This is a genomic window from Xanthomonas campestris pv. phormiicola (genome assembly GCA_025666215.1).
Classification (GTDB): domain Bacteria; phylum Pseudomonadota; class Gammaproteobacteria; order Xanthomonadales; family Xanthomonadaceae; genus Xanthomonas_A; species Xanthomonas_A campestris_A.
In genome coordinates, this window is sequence record CP102593.1 from 2,141,423 (window position 1) to 2,165,775 (window position 24,353).

Sequence of the window (24,353 nt, forward strand, 5' to 3'; positions counted from 1 at the left end):
CAGCGGGCGGGCGATCAAGCGTCGTCCTGCGGGTCGGGCGGCAGGATGGTGACGTGGAAGGCCTGCACCCGGCGCGCGTCGGCGCGCGCCACGCGGAACGCGAAGCGCCCCAGGGTCAGTTCCTCGCCGGTTTCCGGCAGGTGGCCGATGGCCTCGGTGACCAGGCCGCCGACGGTGTCGTAGTCGTCGTCGGAGAAGTCGGCGCCGAAGCGTTCGTTGAAATCCTCGATCGGGGTCAGCGCGTCGACCACGTACTGGCCGTCGGCCTGCGCGGCGATCAGCGAGGCTTCGTCCTCGGCATCGTCGTGCTCGTCGTCGATCTCGCCGACGATCTGCTCCAGCACGTCCTCGATGGTGACCAGGCCGGCGACGCCGCCGTACTCGTCGACCACGATCGCCATGTGGTTGCGCGAGAGCCGGAACTCCTTGAGCAGCACGTTGAGCTTCTTCGACTCGGGGATCAGCACCGCCGGGCGCAGCAGCTCGCGCACCGTGCCCGGACCGTGGTCGGCGACCACGCCGCGCAGCAGGTCCTTGGCCAGCAGGATGCCGAGGATGTCGTCCTTGTTCTCGCCATGCACCGGGAAGCGCGAATGGCCGGATTCGACCACCTGCTTCATCAGGTCGAGAAAGCGCGATTCCGCCGACAGCGACACCATCTGCGAGCGCGAGACCATCACATCGCCGACGGTGAGTTCGGACACCGACAGCGCGCCTTCCATCATGCGCAGGGTGTCGGCGGCGATCAGCCCGTCGTGCTGGGCGTCGCGCAGCACCTCGACCAGGTCGTCGCGGGTGTGCGGGTCGCCGGAGAAAACCGAGCTCAGGCGTTCCAGCCAGCCGCGGCGTTTTTCGTGGGTTTCCGGAGGGGAGCTACTAGAGTCGTCTTCTGACATGTTCTGTGGATACGGCACCCGGTCTGCCGGGCGATGTGCGCAAGTCTAGCAGGGCCAATGGGACACAGCCGCGACGCCGGCGGCGGCCGCGGCGGCGCGCGCGGGCACGGGTTCAGCCGCCGCTGGCGGGTGTGTGCAGCGGGTCCGGCGCCGGCGGCGCGTCCGGGTCCTCCGGCAGGTCCAGGCTGTAGCTGCAACCGGCCAGGGTCTGGCCGGGGTGCGACTTCACCGTGGACAGGCCGAGGATGATCGATTCGATCATCGGCGCGCCGGTCTTGGGATCGGTCACGTCGCGGCTGACCACCTCGCGGCCGAACATCGCCTTGTCCGGCGTGTCCACTGCCGCTTCCAGCTGCAGTTGCCTGGCCAAGGGGCGCGGATCGGGCAGGTCCAGGATCGCCATCACGCTGGCGCCGGCGAAGGCGATGCGCGTGGTGCTGTGGCCGAACACCTGGATCGGCCGCACCAGTTCGTATTCGCGCATGAACAGGTTGGACTGCGGCAGCGGCCGCCAGCCCTGCGCGACGGCTTTCAGCGGATCGGCCAGCAGCGGCCCCAGCGCGGCGAAATCGGCCACGCGCTGGCGGCATTCGAGCAGCGCCGGCAGGTCGATGGCGGCAGCAGGGGCGGGGGCAGCAGCGGGGGCGGCAGCAGCGGGCAGCGCGGCCGCGAGCGCGAACAACAGCAACGATGGACGGATCAACGCGCTGGACCTCGGACCGGGAAGGAGGGCGGTGCGGCGCAGCGGCCGCGCGGCCACGTTAGCGCCCGCGCCAGCGCTTGACCAGCCATTGCCGGGCTTCAGCGTTCCCCGGCGTAAGGGTCGCCCACGCCCAGGTCGGCCAGGATCTCGCGTTCCAGTTGCTCCATCGCGTCGGCCTCCTTGTCGTCCTCGTGGTCCCAGCCGAGCAGGTGCAGCACGCCGTGCACGGTCAGGTGCGCGTAATGGGCGTTGAGCGGCTTGCCCTGTTCGGCGGCCTCGCGCGCCACCACCGGCGCGCAGATCACCAGGTCGCCGAGCAGCGGCAGCTTGACGCCCTTGGGCAGGCCTTCGGGCAGCTCGGCCGGGAAGCTGAGCACGTTGGTGGCGTAGTCCTTGCCGCGGTAGTGGTGGTTGAGCGAGCGGCCTTCCTTGTCGTCGACCAGGCGGATCGCCAGGTCGGCTTCGCGGATGCGGCCCTTCAACGCCGCCGCCACCCACTTGCGGAAGCTCGCCGCCGCCGGCAATCCGGCGCGGGGCAGGGCGTAGCTGACGCCGACGTCGAGGTGGACCGGACCTTTGGTCATGGCGATACCGGCATTTCAGAGCGGACAGGAGCCGACAGTATCGCGCGTGCGGCGCGTCACCGCGACGTCCAGTCGTCGGCGGCGTAGGCGATCGCGACCACGTCGGCCGCGCCGGCCTGACGGCCGATGCCTGCGTCCTTGACCGAGCCATGGCAGTCGAAGCGCATGCGGATCACGCGGCCGGGCCGGTCGCCTTGTCGGTGAGGTCGCGCTTTTCGTAGGCGGTGACGATGCGCGCCACCAGCGGATGGCGCACCACGTCGCGCGCCTCGAAGAAGGTGAAGCTGACGCCTTCGACTTCGTGCAGCACCTCGATCGCATCGCGCAGGCCGGACTTGACGTGCTTGGGCAGGTCGATCTGGGTCAGGTCGCCGGTGACCACGGCGGTGCTGCCGAAGCCGAGCCGGGTCAGGAACATCTTCATCTGCTCGATGGTGGTGTTCTGCGCCTCGTCCAGGATCACGTAGGCGTCGTTGAGGGTGCGCCCGCGCATGTACGCCAGCGGCGCGATCTCGATGACGTTCTTCTCCAGCAGCTTGACCACTTTTTCCACGCCGAGCATCTCGTACAGCGCATCGTACAGCGGGCGCAGGTAGGGATCGACCTTCTGGCTGAGGTCGCCGGGCAGGAAGCCCAGCTTCTCGCCGGCTTCCACCGCCGGGCGCACCAGGATCAGCCGCTGCACCCGCGATTCGTTCAGCGCCTCGACCGCGCTGGCCACGGCCAGGAAGGTCTTGCCGGTGCCGGCCGGGCCGATGCCGAAGTTGATGTCGTGGCTGGCGATCTGGTGCAGGTACTTGGCCTGGTTGGCGCCGCGGCCGCGCACGGTGCCGCGCTTGACCTTGATCGCCACTTCCTGCGGCTGGTACGCGCGCTGCGCCACCTGGTCGACGTTGGACTGGTTGAGCCGCAGGTGGATTTCCTGGTCGTCGAAGGTGACGTGATCGGCCTCGACATACAGCGCCTGCAGCAGCCGTTCGGCCGCCGCCACCGCCTGCTCCGGCCCGGTCACCCGGTACACGTTGCCGCGGTTGGAGATCTCCACGCCCAGGCGCAGTTCGATCTGCCGCAAGTGCGCATCGAACGGGCCGGCCAGGTTGGCCAGGCGTTCGGTATCGGCGGGATCCAGGGTGAAGTCGCGTTGCGCAGGGGTGGTCATGGCGGGCGCAGGCCGCCGGTGGCGGCGTCGAAAACGAGGGGTGCAAAGGGTAGCGCGCAGCGCGTAGCCGGGCCAGTGCAGGGCGCGCGGCGACGGCATCTGCACACGGTCCGTCTGCGCCTGCGGGCGTCGCCGGCGCGCGCCGTGGCGGCGATGGCGATGTTGTCCATAGCAGATGTGGATCGATTGTCCGCAAGCCTGTGGACAAACGCTGCGATGCCTTGCCGAGCAAGGCCCCGGGCCGCGATGGCGAAAAGATCGCAGGGGCCCGGCGCTCGCTCCGCGGCGTTGGCCCCGAGGCGCTCGCTCGGCGCTCGCTCGCGCCCGTCGCTATCGCGCGTCCCCGCCGTGGCGGCTGCTGCGCGTGCGCGCCTGCATCCACGCCTCCGCGATCGCGCGTGCGCCGGGAGGGTCGTCCACGACCAGGACCAGTTGCCGGTGGTGATCGCTGTACTGCACGGCGATGTCGATGCCGGCGGCGGCGAGCAGGCCGGTCAGCAGGCCCAGTTGTCCTGGCGTTTCCTGATCCAGGCGCAGCAGCACCACGGGGTGCTCGGCGGCGACGCGGATGCCGTGCGCCTGCAGCACCACGCGGACCGGCGCGGCGGCGTCGAACAGGAAGTGCGCGACCGCGTGTCCGTCCACCCGCCATACCCCGCCGCCTTCGATGCTGATGCCGGCCGCGCCAAGCGCCTGGGCCATTGCCGACAGCGCGCCGGGGCGATTGTCGAGATGGATCTCCACGTCCTTCATCGCTGCGCCTCCGGCATTGCCGCGGCGTGCACGATGGTCGCGTCGCAGCGCACCGCGACGGCGCAACTGTTGGCGATGAAGCATTGCGCGTGGGCCTGCACATGCAGCGCCTGCGCGCGGGCGGCGTCGCTGTCGGCGGCGATGGTCACCCGCGGTGCCAGCGCCACCTCGCGAAAGCGTCCGCCGTGGCCGGGGCGAAGCTGCAGCCAGCCCTGCGCCTGGTCGTCGTAGGCGAGGACGCGGATGCCGGCATGCGCGCACAAGGCCAGGTAGGTCAGCATGTGGCAGGCGGCGAGGGCGCCGACGAACAGGTCTTCCGGGTTGTGCAGCGCAGGGTCGCCGCGGAACAGCGGATCGGCACTGCCTGCGAGCGGCGGCTTGCCGGCAACGTGCAGCGCGTAGTCGCGGCCGTAGCCGCGGTAGTCGCCGGTGCCGCTGCCGCGATTGCCGGTCCAGTGCAACTGCGAAGCGTAGTGGTGCAGCGTGTCGGTCATCGGCCTGCCTCGTGTGGGAGTGGCCACCGTAGGCGCCGGCGCGGCGTCTCGCTTCGTCTAGACTCGAAGCATGAGCGAAGACACTCTGCTTGCACGCGCCGGCTTCCTGCTCGGCGATCCGGCGCGCAGCCGCATGCTGGCGGCGTTGATGGGCGGACAGGCGCGCACCGCCAGCGAACTGGCGCTGGACGGCGCCGTGGCGCCATCGACCGCCAGCCGGCATCTGGCGCAACTGCTCGAAGCCGGCTTGCTCGAGGTGGTGCGGCAGGGCCGGCACCGCTATTTCCGCCTGGCCGGCGCGCATGTCGCTGCTGCGGTCGAGGCGATGATGGGGCTGGCGCCGGTACCGCTGCGGACGGTCGGCCCGGCGGATCCCGGCTTGCGCCGGGCGCGGGTGTGCTACGACCATCTGGCCGGTGCGCTGGCGATCCGCTGGCGCCAGCAGATGGAAGCGCGTGGCTACCTGCTGTGCGCCGACGGCATGGCCTTGAGCGCGGCGGGGACGGCCTGGTGTGCGACGGTCGGCATCGACGTGGCCGCGCTGCGCGCGTCGCGGCGTCCGCTGTGCCGGCCGTGCCCGGACTGGAGCGAGCGCCGCGACCACGTCGCCGGCGCGTTGGGCAGCGCCTTGCTGGCGCGGCTGCTGGACACCGGCCTGGCCCGGCGCGTGCCGGATTCGCGTGCCGTGCAGATCGGCGCGCGCGGGGAGCGGTTCCTGAGCGTGCTCGACTAGGCCGCGGCCCGCCGCCGCTCAGGCCGCGGCGTCGTCGGCGGCCAGGTGCAGGCGACCGCGCAGCGAATTGCTCAGCGCCTCGGTGATGGTGACCTCGACGAACTGGCCGACCAGGCGCGGGTGGCCGGGGAAATTCACCGAGCGCATGTTCTCGGTCTTGCCGGTCAGCTCGGCCGGGTTCTTCTTCGACGGGCCTTCGACCAGCACGGTCTGCACGCTGCCGACCATGGCGCGCGAGAGTTGCAGCGAATGCGCGTTGATGTGCGCCTGCAGCCGCGCCAGCCGCGCGTGCTTGACCGCGTCGGGGGTGTCGTCTTCCAGGTCGGCGGCGGGCGTGCCCGGGCGGCGCGAGTAGATGAAGGAGAAGCTCTGGTCGAAGCCCACGTCCTCGATCAGCTTCATGGTCTTGTCGAAGTCGGCGTCGGTCTCGCCGGGGAAGCCGACGATGAAGTCCGAGCTGATCGAGATGTCCGGGCGCACCGCGCGCAGCTTGCGGATCTTCTGCTTGAACTCCAGCGCGGTGTAGCCGCGCTTCATCGCGCTGAGGATGCGGTCGCTGCCGGCCTGCACCGGCAGGTGCAGGTAGTTGGCCAGCTGCGGCACGTCGCGGTAGGCGTCCACCAGCGAATCGCTGAACTCCAGCGGATGCGAGGTGGTGAAGCGGATGCGGCCGATGCCCTCGATCTGCGCGATGCTGCGGATCAGCAGGCCCAGGTCGGCGTACTGCGGCTCCTCGCCGGCCTCGGCGTCGGCGTAGGGCCCGCGGTAGGCGTTGACGTTCTGGCCGAGCAGGTTGATCTCGCGCACGCCCTGCGCGGCCAGCTGCGCCACTTCCACCAGCACGTCCTCGAACGGCCGGCTGATCTCCTCGCCGCGGGTGTAGGGCACCACGCAGAACGAGCAGTACTTGGAGCAGCCCTCCATGATCGACACGAACGCCGACGGGCCCTCGGCGCGCGGCTCCGGCAGGCGGTCGAACTTCTCGACCTCGGGGAAGCTGATGTCCACCTGCGACTTGCCCGATTCGCGCCGCGCGCGGATCAGTTCCGGCAGCCGGTGCAGGGTCTGCGGGCCGAACACCAGGTCCACGTAGGGCGCGCGCTTGACGATCGCCTCGCCCTCCTGCGACGCCACGCAGCCGCCGACGCCGATGATCACCGGCTTGCCGCCGGCCTTCAGGGCCTTCCAGCGGCCGAGCTGGCTGAACACCTTCTCCTGCGCCTTCTCGCGGATCGAGCAGGTGTTGACCAGCACCACGTCGGCTTCTTCGGGGTTGTCGGTCAGTTCCAGGCCCTCGGCGGCGGCGAGCACGTCGGCCATCTTGGCCGAGTCGTACTCGTTCATCTGGCAACCGTGGGTCTTGATGTACAGCTTGCCGCGTACCGCGGGCGCGGCAGCGGCCGGGGTGCCGGCGGAGGGCAGGGGATGCAGGGCGTTCCCGGTCATGGCGCTTAATCCAGGCGGGTGGCTGAGGAGAGCCGGCTAGTCTACCTGGGCCGGCCGCGCCGCGCAGGCGGCTCAGGCCTCGGCGGCCGCGTCGATCGCCTGCGCGCGCTGCATCGCCGGCCGCGCCGCCATGCGTTCGACGTAGGCGCGGGTCGGTGCCGGCGGATCGACCAGGCCGAAGCCGATCATCCAGCCCAGCGCGCTGCCCCACAGCACATCGGCCGCGGTGCAGCGGTCGCCGAGCAGGTAGTCGCCGCGCGCCAGCTGGTCGTCGACCACGCCCATCACCGTGTCGCAGTCCGCGTACGGCGACATCGCCCGCGGCGGCGCCTCGCGCTTGAGCGCGCGGTCGATGATGGCCGGCTCGAACGCCGAGCCGTAGAACGCCAGCCAGCGCAGGTAGGGGCCGCGGCGCGGATCGCCCATCGCCGGGGCCAGCGCGGCCTCCGGGTACAGATCGGCCAGGTATTGGTAGATCGCCACCTGTTCGGTCACCACCGCGCCGGCGTGGTCGATCGCCGGCACCTTGCCCATCGGGTTGATCGCCAGGTATTCCGGCGCCAGCTGCGCGCCGCTGGCGAAGTCGATGCGTTCCAGCGCGTAGTCGGCGCCCAGTTCCTCGAGCAGGATCAGCACGCCTTTGGAGCGGGATTTGGGGTTGTGGTACAGGGTCACATGGCGGTCGGCGATGGGCATGGCGGCTCTCCTCGGTGATCGAGCGTCCATGCTAGGCGCTATTGCGGACGGATCCTGTCCGCAATACCGTGCGCCATGGCTTCCCCCGCCTCCCGCACCCTGCGCCTGATCGGCTTGCTGCAGACCCGCCGGGTCTGGGCCGGCGCCGAGCTGGCCGAACGTCTTGGCGTGGACCGGCGCAGCCTGCGCCGCGACATCGAGCGCCTGCGCGCGCTGGGCTATGCGGTGCAGGCCTCGTCCGGGGTCGGCGGCGGCTACCGGCTGGCCGCCGGTGCGCAGATGCTGCCGCTGCTGTTCGAGGACGACGAGGCGGTGACGGTCGCGGTGGCGCTGCACGCGGCCGCCGCCAGCATGGGCGGCCTGGAGGACACCGCGCTGCGGGTGCTGGCCAAGCTCGACCCGCTGCTGCCGGCGCGGGTCCGGCAGCGCGCCGGGGCGCTGCAGGCGGTCACCGTGTCGCTGGGCCAGGATCCCACGCTGCCGGACACCCAGCTGCTGATCGGCATCGCCAGCGCCTGTCGCGACCGGCGCCTGCTCGGCTTCGGCTATTGCGACCACGCCGGACGCGGCAGCCAGCGCCTGATCGAGCCGTTGCGCCTGGTCAATCATGGGCGCCGCTGGTATCTGCTGGGCTGGGACCGCGATCGCGCCGACTGGCGGACGTTCCGGGTCGAACGCATGCAACCGCCATTGCAGGCGGGCGAGGCGATCGCGCTGCGCCTGCCGCCGCGCGATCCGGCCGCGATGGTCCGCGACGCGATCCGGCACAGTCCGCTGCCGCTGCAGTTCGGGCTCAGCGTGCGCCTGCGCGGCAGCGTCGCCGAACTCGGCACGCGCATTCCGTCCTGGTGCGGAACCCTGGAGGCCGAGGAGGACGGCTACTGCCGGTTGACCATGCTGGCCGACGCGTTGCCGTGGCTGGCGGCGCAACTGCTGACCCTGGGCGTGCCGTTCGTGTCGCTGCAGGCCGATGCCGCGGTGACGGCCGGGCTGCGTGCCGCACTGGGCGAGCTGCTGGCGCAGTTGCCGGCTACGTCCGATTGAGCCGGCCGATCGCCCCGGGCGGGCGCGACGCGCGGCGCGCTGCGAAACGGGCGGCCGGTCCCGCTGCGGCTGCCGCGCACTTGGCAAGCGCCGGCGAAGTTGGGACACTCGCCGCCATGAAGGGGATGCTGGGGCTTCTGGGGCTGGCAATCGCAACGCTGTCGGCACTGCCGGCCAGTGCCGGCACCCTGTACAAGTGCATCGGTGGCGACGGCGTGCCCAGTTACGTCAGCAAGCGCGTGGCCGGCGCCAGCTGCAGCGTGGTCGGCCGTTATGTGCCCGACCGCCGCTCCGCACGCCCCGCGCCCGCGGCTGCCGCAGTCTCCGCCGAGCGTGCGCCCAGCCGTGGTGTCATCGCGCTGGCCGCGCCGCAGTCCGGCGCCCCGGCCACCATCATCAGCACCCCGGTCGCGGCGCCGGTCGCCGCCAGCGTGGCGCCGAAGAGCGTGGCACCCGTGCCGGCCGCTGGCGGCGCCGCGCCGCGGCGGGTGGTCAGCGGTCAGGTCTATTCCTATATGAAGGACGGCGTGCGCCACTACACCAGCGCGCGGCCGACCCAGGTCGCCAGCCTCGGTGCGGTGCGCACCATCCGCTACAGCTTCATCGAGACCTGCTACGCCTGCGCCAATCCCGGCCTGAATTTCGGTACGGTGCGGCTGAACACCACCGCCTACCAGAGCGAGATCGCCGCCGCCGCGCGCGAGTACGGGGTCGACGAAGCGGTGGTGCGCGCGATCATCCATGCCGAGTCGGCGTACAACCCGATGGCGCTGAGCCGTGCCGGCGCGCAGGGCCTGATGCAGCTGATGCCGCCGACCGCGCGCCGCTTCGGGGTCAGCGATTCGTTCGATGCGTCGCAGAACATCCGCGGCGGCGTGCAGTACCTGGCCTGGCTGCTGAAGCGCTTCAACGGCAACCTCAGCCTGGCCGCCGCCGGCTACAACGCCGGCGAGGGCGCGGTAGACAAACACGGCGGCGTGCCGCCGTACAGCGAGACCCAGCGCTACGTGCAGCGCGTCGGCGTGCTTGCCGACCGCTACCGCGGCGTGCTGGCGACGGCGCATTGAGGCATTCTCGTCGCCGTCGTGCCGATGCATTGTCTGCGCGTTAAGGGTTCCGCTACACTGCAGTGGATTTTATGCGGCTCGACCCCCACCGAGCCGCTGGCAGCCTCACGCTACCCAATCAAAAATCGGAGTGCCGGATGGCCAACGATGGGGTCAACGATTCTGTGAATGCAGGACGCCGCCGCTTTCTCACCGCCACCACGGCGGTGGTGGGCGCGGTGGGTGCGGGTTTCGTCGCGGTTCCTTTCATCAAGTCCTGGAACCCCAGCGCCAAGGCCAAACTGGCCGGCGCGCCGGTCACCGCCGACATCAGCGCGTTGCAGGAAGGCCAGCGCCTGATCCTGGAGTGGCGCGGTCAGCCGATCTGGATCGTCAAGCGCTCCAAGGCGATCCTGGATGCGCTGCCGACGCTGGATGGGCGGCTCAAGGACCCCAAGTCCGAGGTCACCGACCAGCAGCCGGCCTACATCAAGGGCGAAGGCCGCTCGATCAAACCGGACATCTCGGTGCTGGTCGGGCTGTGCACGCACCTTGGTTGCTCGCCTGAGATGGTCGCCGAGATCCGCCCCGAACCCTACGACCCGGAATGGAAGGGCGGCTATTTCTGCCCCTGCCACAAGTCGCGCTTCGACATGGCCGGCCGCGTGTTCCAGGGCGTGCCGGCACCGATCAACCTGCTGGTGCCCCCGCATCACTACCAGGACGACAACACGCTGATCATCGGCGTCGATCCGAGTTCGTCCGCGAAGGGGGCCGCGTAAGCCATGGCTGACAATCTCCTTACCCGCACCGCGGGCAACGTGTTCGACTGGGTCAACGAACGCGCGCCGGGGCTGATGCCGTTCTACCGCAAGCACGTCAGCGAGTACTACGCGCCGAAGAACTTCAACCTCTGGTACTACTTCGGTTCGCTGGCGATGGTGGTGCTGGTCAACCAGATCGTCACCGGCATCTTCCTGACGATGCACTACAAGACCAGCGCGGCCGAGGCGTTCAACTCGGTCGAGTACATCATGCGCGACGTGGAGTGGGGCTGGCTGATCCGCTACATGCACTCCACCGGCGCCTCGCTGTTCTTCATCGTGGTGTACCTGCACATGTTCCGCGGGCTGCTCTACGGCAGCTACAAGAAGCCGCGCGAGCTGGTGTGGATCCTGGGCATGCTGATCTACCTGGTGCTGATGGCCGAGGCCTTCATGGGCTACGTGCTGCCGTGGGGGCAGATGTCGTTCTGGGGCGCCAAGGTGATCATCTCGCTGTTCGGCGCGATCCCGGTGATCGGCAACGGCCTGACCGAGTGGATCATGGGCGACTACCTGCCGTCCGACGCCACCCTCAACCGCTTCTTCGCGCTGCACGTGATCGCGCTGCCGCTGGTGCTGCTGTTGCTGGTGGTGCTGCACCTGGGCGCGCTGCACGAGGTCGGCTCCAACAATCCCGACGGCGTGGAGATCAAGAAGGGGCCCAAGGGCAACCGCTGGGATCCGAACAAGCCGGCCGACGGCATTCCGTTCCACCCGTACTACACGGTCAAGGACCTGGTCGGGGTCGGCTTCCTGCTGCTGATCGGCGCCTTCATCATCTTCTTCGTGCCCGCGTTCGGCGGCCTGTTCCTGGAGCACGACAACTTCACCGAGGCCAACCGCCTGGTCACGCCCGAGCACATCAAGCCGGTGTGGTACTACACGCCGTACTACGCGATGCTGCGGGTGGTGCCGAACAAGCTCGGCGGCGTGCTGGTGATGTTCTCGGCGATCGCGATCCTGTTCCTGGTGCCGTGGCTGGACCGCGCCAAGGTCAAGTCGATCCGCTACCGCGGCTGGATCTCGCGGGTGATGCTGGGCGTGCTGGCGGTGTGCTTCGTCTGGCTCGGGGTGATCGGGTCCGGTCCCGGTACCGATGCCAGCGAGACCATCATCGGGCGCGTGCTGACCGTGCTGTACTTCGGATTCTTCCTGACCATGCCGGTCTGGACCACGCTGGACCGGACCAAGCCGGTGCCGGAGCGGGTGACCACCCATGACTAAGCCCGTGATTGCCGTGCTGGCCTGCCCCGCGAGCGTTTCGTTGTTGTCTGCCATGAGCTGCCTGCTGCCGTTGCGGCAGATCGTGTTCTGGGGCCGGCAGGTGCTCGGCTCCTTGTCCGCTGCGATGGCGGAGGGCTCCCTATGAGCAAGCGCCTGATGTCCGTCCTGGCCTGCTTCGCCTCCGCGCTGCTGTTGTCCGCCTCGGCGCTGGCCGCCGAGGGCGTCGCCACCCAGCAGGCCGGCAACGACCTCGGCGACCGCGCCTCGCTGCAGCGCGGCGCCAAGCTGTTCATGAACTACTGCTCCGGCTGCCACTCGCTGAAGTACCTGCGCTACTCGCGCATGGCCGAGGACCTGGGCCTGAGCGAGGACGAGGTGATGGCCAACCTCAACTTCACCGGCGCCAAGGTCGGCGAGCACATCGAGGCGGCGATGCCGCACGATGCGGCGACCAAGTGGTTCGGCAAGGCGCCGCCGGACCTGAGCCTGATCGCGCGCGTGCGCGGCACCGACTGGGTCTATACCTACCTCAAGTCGTTCTATCTGGACCAGTCGCGCCCGTTGGGCTGGAACAACAAGCTGTTCGCCAACGCCTCGATGCCCAATCCGCTGTGGGAGCTGCAGGGCCTGCAGCAGCCGATCTACGGCAAGGCCGAGCAACCCGGCGTGGACAAGCCGGTGGAGCGGCTGCAGTTGGCCTCGCCCGGCAGGCAGACCCCGGCGCAGTTCGACCAGACGGTCCGCGACATCAGCAATTTCCTCGAATACGCCGGCGAACCGGCGGCGCTGAAGCGGCAGAGCCTGGGCGTGTGGGTGGTGCTGTTCCTGGCGCTGCTGACCTTCCTCGCCTATCTGCTGAAGAAGGAATACTGGAAGGACGTGCATTAGCGTCGGCCGCGGTGCCGACGCGTTGTCTGCATCGTTGCTGACCCGATCCCCTGTTCATCCTATTGGCTTTTGCGAGCGAGGGTTGCACACTCAGGGGCCGTGATGACCGTCAGCAGGGTGTTGGCGGCATCGATGCGGCCGGCGGATTCCGGTCGTCGGAGAGCCTTGAATGGCGGCGAGTGTGCGTATGCGAAATACCTTGACGTTGTTTTCTTCCACGGATGATGTGCTGTGCCACCGCGTCCGTCTGGTGCTCGCCGCAAAGGGCGTGACCTACGATTTCGTGGCGGTGGATCCGCAGAATCCTCCGGAGGACCTGATCGATCTGAATCCCTACCACTCGGTGCCGACCCTGGTGGAGCGCGAGCTGGTGCTGTACGCCGCCTCCGTGGTCAGCGAGTACCTGGACGAGCGCTACCCGCATCCGCCGTTGATGCCCGTCGATCCGCTGTCGCGCGCGCGCCTGCGCCTGGCCATGCTGCGCATCGAGCACGACTGGGTGCCGCAGGTGCAGGCGATCCAGCTCGGCAACAAGGCCCAGGCCGAAGCCGGACGCAAGCGGCTCAAGGAGCTGTTGACCGCGTCGGTGCCGTTGTTCAAGGCCAGCAAGTTCTTCCTCAATCCGGAAATGAGCCTGGCCGATTGCGCGATGGCGCCGATCATCTGGCGCCTGCAGGCGCTGGACATTCCGCTGCCCAAGGACGGCAAGGCGATCGAGGACTACGGCAACCGCATCTTCCGCAATCCCGGTTTCATCCGCAGCCTGACGGATCAGGAAAAGAAGCTGCGCGACCTGCCGGCCTGATGTTCCGGCCGCGCGTGGCGCATCCGGTTTTTCCCGCGTTGCGCCGGCGCCATTGCGTGCCGGCGCGTAGAATTGGCGCATGACCGACGATATTTCCCGCATGACCAGCCATCGCCCGTATCTGTTGCGGGCGCTGGTGGAGTGGATCAACGACAACGGCATGACGCCGCACATCCTGGTCGATGCCGGCCTGCCCCACGTGCAGGTGCCGCCGAGCGCGGTCAAGGACGGCCGGGTGGTGCTCAACATCGCCGAGCGCGCGGTGGTGCGGTTGCAGATCGACAACGACGGGGTCAGCTTCACCGCCCGTTTCGGCGGCGTCAGCTATCCGGTGCAGGTGCCGATGGCCGCGGTGCTGGCGGTGTACGCGCGCGAGACCGGGCAGGGCATGGCGCTGCCGGACGACATCCACGGCGCCACCGAGCCGCCGGGCGACGACACCCCGCCGCCGCGCCCCAGCGGCTCGGACGATGGCGCCGGCGGCAAGCGCCCGCATCTGCGCGTGGTGAAGTAAGGCCAGCGCCGGCTGGCTGCGTTGGCGCGCACCGTGCCGGCACGGTGCGCGCCGCGATCCGTGTCGCGGCCGCAGTCCGCTGCGATCTGCTTCGCATGAGCGCTGCGAAGCTCTCCCTGCGCCCTGTGGAGCGCCATTGCGCGGCCTGGAGCCGTCATGTGCGACCGAATGCGTCGCTGCGCAAACGGTCAGCGCTGCAGTGCCGCTCTCTTTCGCAGTGCTGCGCGCCTTCACCGCATGCCGCGGCGCCTCACTCGGGCGGCGTGCGGCCTTCGTGCAGCGCCGTCACCGTGGCCACCGAAGGGCCGGTGAAGGCGACCAGCTGGTCGCCGAGCAACACCAGGCGGCCGCTGTGGCGATCGACGCCGTCGTAGGAATAGTCGAAGCGGAAGCTGCGCTCGAAGCCGAGCCAGCCGTTGGGCAGGCGCCGCAGGCGCAGCCCGGTGCCGTGCACGCTCTGGTCCAGCCACTGCACGTCGGCGGCCTTGCAGGCATTGCGGCCGAGCGTCTCGGCACGTTCGGCGGCCGCGCGCGAGGCGTTCCAGAACGCGAACACCGCGGCGCCGACAATCATCCATAGGATCAGGCTTGGCATGGGCATCACTGTAGCGAGACGCGGGGTGGAGCGGCAATGCTTGGTTGGGGACTCGGGACTCGGGACTCGGGACTCGGGACTCGAAGCCGGGGCCGGGGCTGGGATTCGAAGGAGCGCCGATTGCGAGCGCGACTCAAGGTCTCTTGTGGGAGCGACTTCAGGGCACCTCTAATAACCCGAAAAAACTCGACTAAAACGCTCGCAAGTCATTGATGCGCATAGTGCCAAATTTTTAGAATCGAGGTTATTAGAGGTGCCCTTCAGTCGCGACGGGCCTCACCGACAAAGCCCGCTGCGACCGATGGATCGAGGCGAGCCGGTACGGATCCTGAAGGCCGCAAGCATTCGACAAAACGCTAGCGTTCCGGCAGCGGTTCGGTCGCTGACGGTTGTGCCCCCGGTGTCGCCGATGCGGCGGACGGTGCGGTCGGTACGGCCGGTGCGGCTGGCGCAGTGCCGGATGCCGGCGGTGGCACCATCGGCGCGGCGGCTGGCGGCGCGGCCGGATCCACGGCGGGAACGACGCCCGGCGTCACCGGCGGCTGCACCTGCGCCTGCGCTTGCAGCTGCAGCAGCGCCGCCCAGTCCTGGCGATTGAAGTCGCACAGCTCCTCGTGGCCGGGCGTGCATTCCAGGCCGGCGCCGTCGTCGCCGACCTGGTCCTGCGCCAGCGGCGCTTCCAGCTGCAGGCGGCCGGCGCGGTCCAGCGGCAGCTTGCGCATGGTCACCGCGTTGAGCACGTTGCCGCCGATCAGGTACAGGGTGTGGTCGCCGCCGACGTTGGCCGCGATCACGATGTCGCAATGCGATTCCCACGGCAGCGCGCCGCCGCGCGCCAGCGCCTCGCGCAGGCCGGCCGCGCCCAGCGGTTGCTTGCGCCCGCGCAGGAAGCACAGCAGGTCGCCCGGCGCGGGCTTGTCCTGCTGCGGGTCGGCATAGCGGTAGGGCAGGCCGTCGGCGCCGGCCTGGTAGGCGGCGCGGATGTAGTCGATGTGCCGCACCGAGGTGTGGAAGCCGCCGACGCCGGCGCGCACCATCACCCAGGACACGAACGCCGCCGACCACGGGTTGTCGACGATGAACGCGCGGCAGTCCGCCTGCCGGTAGCGCGAGCCGTCCAGCTGCTGGCAGCTGGCGGCGCCGTCGCTGCCGCCCATTGCGCCCAGCGTGCCGCTGTCGCGCCAATAGGCGGCCACGCGCTGCCAGGCCTCGATGCCGTGATCGGCGAGATAGCTGCGTTCGGCCTCGGTCACGCGCAGGCCGGCGAGCCGGCCGTCAGTGTCGATGAACGGCCGCCACCACAGCCGGTGCTCGTTGCAGGCGGTGCGCACGATGGCGACGGCGGCGGGCGTCAGGCCGAAGCGCGGCGGCAGGTCGCACACCTCCGCGGCGGCCGCGCGGCCGGCGGGAAACAGGGCGGCGGCACACAACAACGCGAACCAGGGGCGGGGCATCGGCGAACTCGGTGAACAGGGGGATGCGCGCAGCGTCGCAGAGCGGCGCGGCCGCGGCCGTGAAGTCAGTGCGGCGGCGGGCCCAGCTTCAGCGACAGGTCCACGGCCCGCACGTGCTTGGTCAGCGCGCCGATGGAGATGCAGTCCACGCCGTCGGCGGCGATCGCGCGCACGCCGTCCAGGTCGACGCCGCCGGACACTTCCAGCGGGATCGCGCGGTGGAACGGCGCGGCCGCGGCGATCGCCACCGCTTCGCGGCGCTGCGCCGCATCGAAATCGTCGATCAGGATGCGGTCGCAGCCCACCGTCAGGGCTTCGCGCAGTTGCGCCAGCGTCTCCACCTCGACCACCAGCGGCAGGTCCGGCCATTGCGCGCGCGCGGCCTGCACCGCCGCGCTCAGCGAACCGGCGGCGTGGATGTGGTTTTCCTTCAGCATCACCGTGTCGTACAGGCCGAAGCGGTGGTTGCTGCCGCCGCCGCAACGCACCGCGTACTTCTGCGCCAGGCGCAGGCCGGGCAGGGTCTTGCGCGTGTCGAGGATGCGCGCGCCGGTGCCGTTGACCGCGGCCAAGTAGGCGGCGGTGGCGGTCGCGGTCGCGGACAGGGTCTGCAGGAAGTTCAGCGAGGCGCGTTCGGCGCTGACCAGTGCGCGGCTGCGTCCGTGCAGCAGCGCCAGCACGGTGCCGGCGGCCACGCGCTCGCCCTCGGCGATGCGCCAGTCGATCCGCACCTGCGGGTCGAGCGCGCGGTGGCAGGCGTCGAACCAGGGGCGGCCGGCGATCACCGCGTCCTGCTTGCACAGCAAATAGGCGCTGTCGGCGCGATCGGGCAGCAGCGCGGCGGTGACGTCGCCGCTGCCGATGTCCTCGGCCAGCGCGCGCGCCACGTCGGCGTCGATCGCTGCCTGCGCCGGCGGCTGCAGCGGCGCCGCGGCGCCGCTCATTTGCCGGGGAAGTCGGCGAGCTGGGCGGTGCCGATCGCTTCTTCGGCCAACAGCACCGGGATGCCGTCGTCGACGCGGAACAGCTGCTTGCGGTCGCGGGTGATCAGCGCCTCGCGCAGCGCTTGCGCCTGCGGGCTGCCGTCGGCGCGCTGCACGCCGCCGGCGGCGATGGCGCGGTTCAGCGCCTCCAGCCCGCGCGCATCCAGCAGGGCCAGCGGTTGGCGGGTGTCGGGCGAGCACAGCAGGTCGAGCAGTTTGCGATCCATCCGGTCTTCGTCTTGCGTGGAAGACGGCTAGAATACGTCTTTAAGGCAGGGGACGGCCATGACCTCCAAGCAAACCGCGCCGCTCGTCGGCATCGTGATGGGTTCCCGCTCCGACTGGGAGACCATGCAGCATGCGGCGCAGAAACTCGATGCGCTGGGCGTGCCCTATGAAGTGAAGGTGGTGTCCGCGCACCGCACCCCGGACGTGCTGTTCGCCTATGCCGAAGCGGCCTCCACCCGCGGCCTGCGCGCGATCGTGGCCGGCGCCGGCGGCGCGGCGCACCTGCCGGGCATGCTCGCGGCCAAGACCGCGGTGCCGGTACTCGGCGTGCCGGTGCAGTCCAAGGCGCTGAACGGCCTGGATTCGCTGCTGTCGATCGTGCAGATGCCGGCCGGCATCCCGGTGGCCACGTTCGCGATCGGCAACGCCGGTGCGGCCAATGCCGCGCTGTTCGCCGCGGCGATGCTCGCCGCCGAACACGCCGACATCGCCGCCGCGCTGGGCGACTTCCGCCAGCGCCAGACCGACGAGGTGATGGCCAAGGACGACCCGCGCCAATGACCACCACCGTCGGAATCCTGGGCGGCGGCCAGTTGGCGCGGATGATGGCCGTGGCCGGCGCCCCGCTGGGCCTGCGCTTCGTGATGCTGGATACGGTGGCCGACGCCTGCGCCGGGCAGGTCGCGCCGCTGCAGGTCGGCGACTACCGCGACGAGGCGGCGCTGGCCGCGTTCGCGGCCAGGGTCGACGTGGCCACCTTCGATTTCGAGAACGTGCCGGCGGCCAGCGCCGAATGGCTGGCCGGGCAGGTGCCGGTGTTCCCGAACCCGCACGCGCTGGCGGTGGCGCAGGACCGGCTGGCCGAGAAGACCCTGTTCCGCGAACTGGGCATCCCGGTGCCCGATTTCGCCGCGATCGGCAGCCGTGAGGAACTGGACGCGGCGCTGGCGCAGGTCGGCACCCCGTGCATTCTCAAGACCCGGCGCCTGGGCTACGACGGCAAGGGCCAGTTCCGGATCAAGTCCGCGGCCGACGCCGATGCGGCGTGGGCCGCGCTGGGCGCGCAGGCGGCCAGCGTGGGCCTGATCGTGGAGGCCTTCGTGCCGTTCCAGCGCGAGATCAGCGTGGTCGCGGTGCGCGGCCGCGACGGCGAGTTTCGCACCTGGCCGCTGACCGAGAACTGGCATGTGCAGGGGGTGTTGTCGGCCAGCCTGGCCCCGGCGCAGGCCGATGCCGCGCTGGAGCGGGCCGCCATCGCCCATGCGCAGGCGCTGGCCGAGCGCCTGCAGTACGTGGGCGTGTTCGCGCTGGAGCTGTTCTGCCGCGACGGCGAACTGCTCGCCAACGAGATGGCGCCGCGCGTGCACAACTCCGGCCACTGGACCATCGAAGGCGCGGAGACCTCGCAGTTCGAGAACCACCTGCGTGCGGTGCTGGGCCTGCCGCTGGGGTCCACGCGCATGCTCGGCCATGCCTGCATGCTCAACTGGATCGGGCAGATGCCCGCCGCCGCGCCGGTGCTGGCGCAGCCCGGCGGACATTGGCACGACTACGGCAAGGAAGCGCGCGAGGGCCGCAAGGTCGGCCACGCCACGCTGCGCGAGCACACGCCGGCGGCCTTGGCGCAGGCGCTGCACACGGTCGGCGCGCAGTTGCAGCGCGGCGACCAGGTCGCGCCGGTGATCGAGACGCTGCGCGCGCAGGGCTGAGCCGGCCGTGGGGAGGTCGCGCCCAGGCCATGCCTGGGCGTGGCTTGAAAAAGTGCCAGCGCCTACGCGTCAGCCAGACCGGTCATCCCAATCCCGAAGCGCGTTAAAACGGCCGCAGGCCGGTCATCCCCAATCCCGAATCCCCAATCCCGGCCTCACCGCATATTCGCCGCCACGAACTCCCAGTTCACCAGCTTCCAGAACGCGTCCAGATAGCGCGCACGGTCGCCGCGGTAATCGATGTAGTAGGCGTGCTCCCACAGGTCGCAGGCCAGCAGCGGGAGGTCCTCGCCGGTCAGCGGCGAGCCGGCGTTGACGGTGGCGAGCAGGGCCAGCGTGGCGTCCGGGCGCTGCACCAGCCAGACCCAGCCCGAGCCGAACACGGCCAGCGCCACGCGTGCGAACTCGGCCTTGAAGCGGGCGACGTCGCCGAAGCTCCTGGCGATGCGCTCGGCCAGCTCGCCGCCGGGTTCGCCGCCGCCGCGCGGGCGCAGTCCGCGCCAGTAGAACTCGTGGTTCCAGACCTCGGCCGCGTGCTGGAACAGGCGGCCCTGGGTACGGCGCACCAGGTCCTGCAACGGCAGGTCGGCGAATTCGCTGCCGGCGATCTGCGCATTGAGGCGTTCGACCAGCGCGCGCTGGTAGTGGCCGTGGTGCTGGTCCAGGGTCTCGGCGGACAGGTGCGGCGCCAGCGCCGCGCGGTCGTACGGCAGGGGAGCGAGTTCGATGGCCATGGATCCTCGGGAGCGGTTTCGGGGGCGCGTGTCGGTACTGCCGTGCGCAGGGCTTACACTATGCGGCTACGCGAAAGTCTAGCCGACCGCCGAGGTCCGTTTTTTCGCCCCAGCAGGAGAAATCCCCCATGCAGGTGATGGAGCGCATCCAGGCCGACGTCGAACACCACCCCATCGTGTTGTTCATGAAGGGCACGCCGCAGTACCCGATGTGCGGTTTTTCCAGCCGCGCGCTGCAGGCCCTGTTGGCCGCCGGCGCCGACCGGCTGCACACCGTCAACGTGCTAGACGAACCGGAGATCCGCGCCAATCTGCCGCGCTATTCGAACTGGCCGACGTTCCCGCAGCTGTTCATCCACGGCGAACTGATCGGCGGCTGCGACATCACCATGGAACTGTTCGAATCCGGCGAGTTGCAGCGCATCGTGGCCGAGGCCTACCAGCCGTGACAGCGGAGCCGACGCCGCAAGCGGGCGCGCTGGCGCAGCGCGTGGTGCTGGTGTGCGGCGCCGCCGGCGGGCTGGGCAGCGCCGCGGCGCTGGCCTGCGCCCAGGCCGGCGCCACGGTGGTGCTGCTCGGGCACAAGCCGGCGCGCTTGAACCGGGTCTACGACGCCATCGCCGAGATCGGCGCACAGCCGCTGCTGTATCCGCTGGACCTGCTCGGCGCCACGCCGGAAGACTACGCGACGCTGGCCGAGCGGGTGCGGGCCGAGCTTGGGCGCCTGGACGGGGTGCTGCACTGCGCCGCCGATTTCGTCGGCCTGACCCCATTCGAGCACGCCGATCCGGCGCAGTTCGCGCGCGCCATCCACGTCAACCTGACCGCCCCGGGCTGGCTGACCCAGGCCTGCCTGCCGCTGCTGAAGCAGGCGCCGGACGCGGCGATCGTGTTCGCGCTCGACGACCCGGCGCGCGTCGGCCAGGCCTACTGGGGCGGCTACGGCGCGGCCCAGCACGGCCGCCGCGGCCTGCTGACGAGCCTGCACGGCGAACTGGCCGCCTCGACGGTGCGCGTGGCCGGATTGCAACCCGGGCCGATGCGCAGCGCGCTGCGCGCGCGCGCCTACACCCACCAGGAAGACTTCGACGCGGTCGATCCGGCGCACTACGCCGCCGCCTGCGTGGAACTGCTGTCGCCCGCCGGCGCCGCGCACCGCGGCGCGATCTGGAATCCCCTGGCATGACCATTCTGTCGGCAGCGCTGCTGCTGTTCCTGATCCTCGACCCGCTGGGCAACATCCCGGTGTTCCTGAGCGTGCTCAAGCCGCTGCCGGCCAAGCGCCAGCGCGTGGTGCTGGCGCGCGAACTGCTGATCGCGCTCGGCGTGCTGATGGCGTTCCTGTGGGGCGGCAAGTACGCGCTGGAAGTGATGCATCTGCGCCAGGAATCGGTGGCGATCGCCGGCGGCATCGTGCTGTTCCTGATCGGCATCCGCATGATCTTTCCGCGTCCGGAAGGGCTGATGGGCGAGATTCCCGACGGCGAGCCGTTCATCGTGCCGCTGGCGATCCCGCTGGTGGCCGGGCCCTCGGGCATGGCCGCGGTGATGCTGATGGGCAGCAACGAACCCACCCGTCTGGGCGAATGGAGCCTGGCACTGATCCTGGCCTGGATCGGCACCTCGGCGCTGCTGTTCTCCGGCACGCTGCTGTATAAGCTGCTCGGCATGCGCGTGCTGATCGCGGTCGAGCGGCTGATGGGCATGCTGCTGGTGGCGATCTCGGTGCAGATGTTCCTCGACGGCCTCAGCGCCTATCTGAAGCTGCCGGTCGCCGGCTGAGCGGGCGATCGCGCCCGTGCCGCGCCTGTCGCTACGCGCCAACGCTGCGACATCCCGAGCGTTTGCGGCAATTCGATGACATTTGCGGCGCTTTTTTGTGCCATCGCGTGTCGGTATGTGGTGGCATATTAAGTTTTTGTAAACGCCCGAGGCATACGCGGGCGAAATAGCCCGCCTACCGTAGTGCCCTCCGAAGCGGTGGGGGCTCGTGCGCCGTGTCCATAGCAGGTTTGCCCCATCGCTCTCTGCCGCTCCCACGTTAGCCACAGAGGCACTTGCCCGATGAAGTCCCGCTCCGCACACCGTATCTCCACTCTTTCCCTGGCGCTGGCGACCGCGCTTTCGGCCCATCCGGCATTGGCGCAGGACGCCGGCACCGACACTGCCGAGCGGGTCACCGCCTCCAGTACTTCCAATACCACCGCTGCCTACGAGACCAAGCGCGTGCAGCAGCTGGACAAGGTCAACGTCAATGCCGACAAGAGCGGCTACGTGCTCGGCGGCGGCAACATGACCGTGCAGACCGCCAGCAAGGCGATTTCCACGGTGACCCGCGAGGCCATCGCGCAGGCGTCCGGCGGCAGCAACTTCACCCAGATGATCGATGCGATCCCGGGCGTGGACGCCGCCACCAGCGACGTGACCGGCCTGAACAACGGCAACTACAGCCTGCGCGGCTTCGACTCCTCGGCGATCGGCGTCACCGTCAACGGCGCGCCGGTGACCGACAGCGGCAGCTACTCGGTCTACGCCACCGAATACGGCGATGCCGAGAACTACAACGACATCACCGTCACCCAGGGCACGCCGAACGTGGACCAGCCGGAGATGGGCGCCACTGGCGGCCAGATCGCCTGGTCCACGATCGATCCCGGCCACGCGTTCGGCGTGGACTTCAACCAGAGCTTCGGCAGCAACGACTACCGGCGCACCTTTGTGCGGGTCAACACCGGCGATACCGGTCCGCTGCGCTCGTGGGTGTCGTTCTCGACCAACAGCGCCGACAAGTGGAAGGGCAATGGCGACATGTCGGTCAACAAGATCGACGGCAAGAGCGTGTGGGACATCAGCCCGGGCAACTCGATCAGCGCCTCGTTCCAGTACAACCGCCAGTCCAACTATTCTTACAACACCGCCAGCAAGACCCAGCTGGCCAGCGACTACGAGTACGACTACAACGACACCTGGGGCGGCGGCACCACCTCCAGCGACCAGTACTACTGGAAGCTGCGGCGCAATCCCTACAAGAGCCTGCTGGTCAGCCTTGACGGCGAGTTCACCTTCAGCGACAACCTGCGTCTTTCGGTGGTGCCGTACCTGTGGTGGGGCAAGGGCGGCGGCTCCAGCGCCGCGTCGGTGTATTCGACCACCAGCAGCAGCAACGTCTACGGCTACTCCAAGAGCGTGAGCGGCAGCCGCGACGTCGACTACACCTATTCCTATTCCAGCACGGTGCGTCCGGGCGTGGTCGCCAAGTTCTTCCAGGACATCGGCATGGACCACAACCTGGTCTACGGCCTGTGGTACGACCGTTCGCGCAAGAGCCAGAACAACAGCATCCTCAAGACCGACCAGACCACCGGCGAGGCCTGCGATGTCTGGGCCGACAGCGACGACTGCTTCCTGACCTACGCCGACGGCAAGGTGCAGCAGAGCTACCGCACCTACACGGTCACCGACGTGCAGAAGTACTTCGTCCAGGACAACTGGACCCCGGCCGACGACTGGGCGGTCAACTACGGCGTGTCCTGGATCCACGCCACGCGCAAGGGCCACAACTACCAGTGGCCGGATACCGCCAAGGAGATCGGCGTGGACTTCGACAACAGCTACAGCAAGCTGCTGCCGGCGTTCGGCATCAAGTACGCGCCCGACAGCCGCAACCAGTTCTACTACGGCGTGGCCAAGACCTTCCGCGTGCCGGCGACCAATTCGATCTCGCTGAATCTGTCGGCCGCCAAGGAGATTCCGGAGCCCGAATCGGCCTGGACCAACGACCTGGGCTGGCGCTACTACGGCGACCGCTTCTCGCTGTCGACCATGCTGTACCAGAGCAACTACAGCAACAAGCAGATGTCCAGCTACGACCAGACCACGGCGCTGACCACCTACATCTCGATCGGCAAGGTGCGCATGCGCGGCTTCAACAGCGAAGCCAGCTACAACATCACCGACAACCTGAAGCTCTACGGCTCCTACACCTACACCCAGGCCAAGATCCTGAGCGACACCCTGGCGGTGGGGACCTCCAAGGGCACCTACGACTATGCGGTCGACGGCAAGCAGCTGGCCAATACGCCGAAGAACCTGGCCAACCTGCGCCTGAGCTACACCATCGGCGATTTCTGGGTCGCGCTGAAGGGCCGTTACTCCGGCTCGCGTTACGGCGACTACATGAACACCGAGCGGGTCGGCGGCTACACCACCTTCGGCGCCGACGCCGGCTATGCCTTCGCCGACTGGGGCTGGCTGAAGAAGCCGTCGATCAAGCTCAATCTGTACAACCTGACCGACAAGCAGGCGGTCACCTGGGCCAATACCACCCAGGTGTTGGCGGCCTCCGGCGCCAGCGAGTACCCGGACGTGGTGTCCACCGGCACCCCGTACTACTCCGTGCTGGAGCCGCGCGCGTTCGCGGTGACCTTCGGCGCCTCGTTCTGAAGCAAGCCCGAGCCCCGCATCGGGGCTGGAAAACGACAAGCAGCGCAAACGGCCGGGGCCTGACCCCGGCCGTTTGCGTTTGCGTGCCTGCAATGTCGGCAGACCGCCGCCAGTCCTGTGGCGGAGCTGCGCAGTGTGCGACTCTCGCCATCGGGACAAGATGGGCCGAGGACCTCGGCGAGCCGCTTTCCGGGGCAGTCGGGCGCTTGCTGGGCCACGGGCAGGGGCGCGAACGAGCGAGCAGTGGCCGCGGCGTGGAGTCCGGACAGGCGAGGGTGCGTCCGCCACCCCGTGCCGCAGAGGCGGGAGATGCGCTTGCTGCGGCTACCCATGGCCCGGCAGGTCTGGAGGGCATCGCGAGATGCCGTGTCTGCCCTCAACGTGAGCCGATCAGTGCG

28 protein-coding genes are annotated in these 24,353 nt (G+C 69.4%); 15 read left to right on the forward strand and 13 right to left on the reverse strand.

Translation table 11 applies throughout. The annotated features are described in order from the left end of the window. Positions 1–14: 14 nt before the first annotated feature. The 6 genes from NRY95_08910 to NRY95_08935 all read right to left on the reverse strand — a co-directional run bounded on the left by NRY95_08910 (position 15) and on the right by NRY95_08935 (position 4,589). Positions 15–896: a CBS domain-containing protein gene (locus tag NRY95_08910; GenBank protein ID UYC18054.1), complete on the reverse strand. Its 882-nt coding sequence runs from the start codon at positions 894–896 to the stop codon at positions 15–17. Positions 897–1,008: 112 nt separating this feature from the next. Next, positions 1,009–1,599 carry a hypothetical protein gene (locus NRY95_08915; protein ID UYC18055.1) on the reverse strand — a complete coding sequence of 197 codons (591 nt, stop codon included), beginning with the start codon at positions 1,597–1,599 and terminating at the stop codon, positions 1,009–1,011. 98 nt (positions 1,600–1,697) lie between these two features. Next, positions 1,698–2,183 (reverse strand): rRNA maturation RNase YbeY, encoded by a 486-nt coding sequence (gene ybeY, locus NRY95_08920; GenBank protein UYC18056.1) that lies wholly within the window; start codon positions 2,181–2,183, stop codon positions 1,698–1,700. Positions 2,184–2,355: 172 nt separating this feature from the next. After that, positions 2,356–3,342: a PhoH family protein gene (locus NRY95_08925; GenBank protein UYC18057.1), complete on the reverse strand. Its 987-nt coding sequence runs from the start codon at positions 3,340–3,342 to the stop codon at positions 2,356–2,358. Between the two features lie 330 nt (positions 3,343–3,672). Next, a complete protein-coding gene (locus tag NRY95_08930) occupies positions 3,673–4,095 on the reverse strand; it encodes a hypothetical protein (protein UYC18058.1) in 423 nt (140 codons plus the stop codon). Then, on the reverse strand, positions 4,092–4,589 hold the full coding sequence (locus NRY95_08935) for an OsmC family protein (protein ID UYC18059.1): 498 nt from the start codon (positions 4,587–4,589) through the stop codon (positions 4,092–4,094). Before NRY95_08935 ends, NRY95_08930 begins: the two co-directional genes overlap by 4 nt. 70 nt (positions 4,590–4,659) lie before the next feature. On the opposite strand from NRY95_08935, the gene NRY95_08940 reads away from it, so the two are divergent. Then, a complete protein-coding gene (locus tag NRY95_08940) occupies positions 4,660–5,322 on the forward strand; it encodes a winged helix-turn-helix domain-containing protein (protein UYC18060.1) in 663 nt (220 codons plus the stop codon). Positions 5,323–5,340: 18 nt separating this feature from the next. Here NRY95_08940 and miaB read toward each other — a convergent pair whose 3' ends face one another. Next, positions 5,341–6,768 (reverse strand): tRNA (N6-isopentenyl adenosine(37)-C2)-methylthiotransferase MiaB, encoded by a 1,428-nt coding sequence (miaB, locus tag NRY95_08945; GenBank protein UYC18061.1) that lies wholly within the window; start codon positions 6,766–6,768, stop codon positions 5,341–5,343. Positions 6,769–6,840: 72 nt separating this feature from the next. Continuing rightward, positions 6,841–7,464, reverse strand: coding sequence for a glutathione S-transferase family protein (locus NRY95_08950; GenBank protein UYC18062.1), 624 nt, complete (start codon positions 7,462–7,464; stop codon positions 6,841–6,843). 75 nt (positions 7,465–7,539) lie between these two features. Between NRY95_08950 and NRY95_08955 the strand changes: the two genes are divergently transcribed. From NRY95_08955 to NRY95_08990, 8 genes are all read left to right on the forward strand, one after another. Continuing rightward, on the forward strand, positions 7,540–8,508 hold the full coding sequence (locus NRY95_08955) for a WYL domain-containing protein (GenBank protein UYC18063.1): 969 nt from the start codon (positions 7,540–7,542) through the stop codon (positions 8,506–8,508). A gap of 116 nt (positions 8,509–8,624) precedes the next feature. Further along, positions 8,625–9,575: a lytic transglycosylase domain-containing protein gene (locus NRY95_08960; protein ID UYC18064.1), complete on the forward strand. Its 951-nt coding sequence runs from the start codon at positions 8,625–8,627 to the stop codon at positions 9,573–9,575. 137 nt (positions 9,576–9,712) lie between these two features. Continuing rightward, the gene (petA, locus tag NRY95_08965) at positions 9,713–10,336 is read left to right on the forward strand and encodes a ubiquinol-cytochrome c reductase iron-sulfur subunit (protein UYC18542.1); all 624 of its coding nucleotides are present in this window, start codon (positions 9,713–9,715) and stop codon (positions 10,334–10,336) included. A 3-nt stretch (positions 10,337–10,339) separates the two neighbouring features. Next, positions 10,340–11,602, forward strand: coding sequence for a cytochrome bc complex cytochrome b subunit (locus NRY95_08970; GenBank protein UYC18065.1), 1,263 nt, complete (start codon positions 10,340–10,342; stop codon positions 11,600–11,602). Next, positions 11,595–11,747 (forward strand): hypothetical protein, encoded by a 153-nt coding sequence (locus NRY95_08975; protein ID UYC18066.1) that lies wholly within the window; start codon positions 11,595–11,597, stop codon positions 11,745–11,747. The genes NRY95_08970 and NRY95_08975 overlap by 8 nt, the downstream gene beginning before the upstream one ends. Further along, positions 11,744–12,490, forward strand: a complete 747-nt coding sequence (locus tag NRY95_08980; GenBank protein ID UYC18067.1) for a cytochrome c1 — start codon at positions 11,744–11,746, stop codon at positions 12,488–12,490. The genes NRY95_08975 and NRY95_08980 overlap by 4 nt, the downstream gene beginning before the upstream one ends. A 169-nt stretch (positions 12,491–12,659) precedes the next feature. Beyond that, complete coding sequence (locus tag NRY95_08985) at positions 12,660–13,295, forward strand: glutathione S-transferase N-terminal domain-containing protein (protein UYC18068.1); 636 nt, start codon at positions 12,660–12,662, stop codon at positions 13,293–13,295. A 79-nt stretch (positions 13,296–13,374) separates the two neighbouring features. Further along, a complete protein-coding gene (locus NRY95_08990) occupies positions 13,375–13,809 on the forward strand; it encodes a ClpXP protease specificity-enhancing factor (GenBank protein UYC18069.1) in 435 nt (144 codons plus the stop codon). 250 nt (positions 13,810–14,059) lie between these two features. Here the strand turns inward: NRY95_08990 and NRY95_08995 are convergent, their stop codons facing one another. From NRY95_08995 to NRY95_09010, 4 genes are all read right to left on the reverse strand, one after another. Then, positions 14,060–14,404, reverse strand: a complete 345-nt coding sequence (locus NRY95_08995) for a DUF3301 domain-containing protein (protein UYC18070.1) — start codon at positions 14,402–14,404, stop codon at positions 14,060–14,062. Positions 14,405–14,760: 356 nt separating this feature from the next. Next, positions 14,761–15,858, reverse strand: a complete 1,098-nt coding sequence (locus NRY95_09000; protein UYC18071.1) for a DUF2272 domain-containing protein — start codon at positions 15,856–15,858, stop codon at positions 14,761–14,763. 65 nt (positions 15,859–15,923) lie between these two features. After that, the gene (gene nadC, locus NRY95_09005; protein UYC18072.1) at positions 15,924–16,802 is read right to left on the reverse strand and encodes a carboxylating nicotinate-nucleotide diphosphorylase; all 879 of its coding nucleotides are present in this window, start codon (positions 16,800–16,802) and stop codon (positions 15,924–15,926) included. Beyond that, positions 16,799–17,068, reverse strand: coding sequence for a Trm112 family protein (locus NRY95_09010; GenBank protein UYC18073.1), 270 nt, complete (start codon positions 17,066–17,068; stop codon positions 16,799–16,801). Before NRY95_09010 ends, nadC begins: the two co-directional genes overlap by 4 nt. A 58-nt stretch (positions 17,069–17,126) precedes the next feature. Between NRY95_09010 and purE the strand changes: the two genes are divergently transcribed. Continuing rightward, positions 17,127–17,630 carry a 5-(carboxyamino)imidazole ribonucleotide mutase gene (gene purE, locus NRY95_09015; protein UYC18074.1) on the forward strand — a complete coding sequence of 168 codons (504 nt, stop codon included), beginning with the start codon at positions 17,127–17,129 and terminating at the stop codon, positions 17,628–17,630. Further along, the gene (locus NRY95_09020) at positions 17,627–18,778 is read left to right on the forward strand and encodes a 5-(carboxyamino)imidazole ribonucleotide synthase (GenBank protein ID UYC18075.1); all 1,152 of its coding nucleotides are present in this window, start codon (positions 17,627–17,629) and stop codon (positions 18,776–18,778) included. Before purE ends, NRY95_09020 begins: the two co-directional genes overlap by 4 nt. A 155-nt stretch (positions 18,779–18,933) precedes the next feature. Here NRY95_09020 and NRY95_09025 read toward each other — a convergent pair whose 3' ends face one another. Beyond that, positions 18,934–19,512: a superoxide dismutase gene (locus tag NRY95_09025; protein UYC18076.1), complete on the reverse strand. Its 579-nt coding sequence runs from the start codon at positions 19,510–19,512 to the stop codon at positions 18,934–18,936. 128 nt (positions 19,513–19,640) lie between these two features. Here NRY95_09025 and grxD point away from each other — a divergent pair, with 128 nt between their 5' ends. The 4 genes from grxD (at position 19,641) to NRY95_09045 (ending at position 23,955) form a co-directional block, all read left to right on the forward strand. Beyond that, a complete protein-coding gene (gene grxD, locus NRY95_09030; protein UYC18077.1) occupies positions 19,641–19,961 on the forward strand; it encodes a Grx4 family monothiol glutaredoxin in 321 nt (106 codons plus the stop codon). Further along, complete coding sequence (locus NRY95_09035) at positions 19,958–20,698, forward strand: SDR family NAD(P)-dependent oxidoreductase (GenBank protein ID UYC18078.1); 741 nt, start codon at positions 19,958–19,960, stop codon at positions 20,696–20,698. Before grxD ends, NRY95_09035 begins: the two co-directional genes overlap by 4 nt. Beyond that, on the forward strand, positions 20,695–21,294 hold the full coding sequence (locus NRY95_09040) for a hypothetical protein (protein UYC18079.1): 600 nt from the start codon (positions 20,695–20,697) through the stop codon (positions 21,292–21,294). Before NRY95_09035 ends, NRY95_09040 begins: the two co-directional genes overlap by 4 nt. A gap of 282 nt (positions 21,295–21,576) precedes the next feature. Then, positions 21,577–23,955 (forward strand): TonB-dependent receptor, encoded by a 2,379-nt coding sequence (locus NRY95_09045; GenBank protein ID UYC18080.1) that lies wholly within the window; start codon positions 21,577–21,579, stop codon positions 23,953–23,955. The last annotated feature ends 398 nt before the right edge of the window (positions 23,956–24,353 follow it).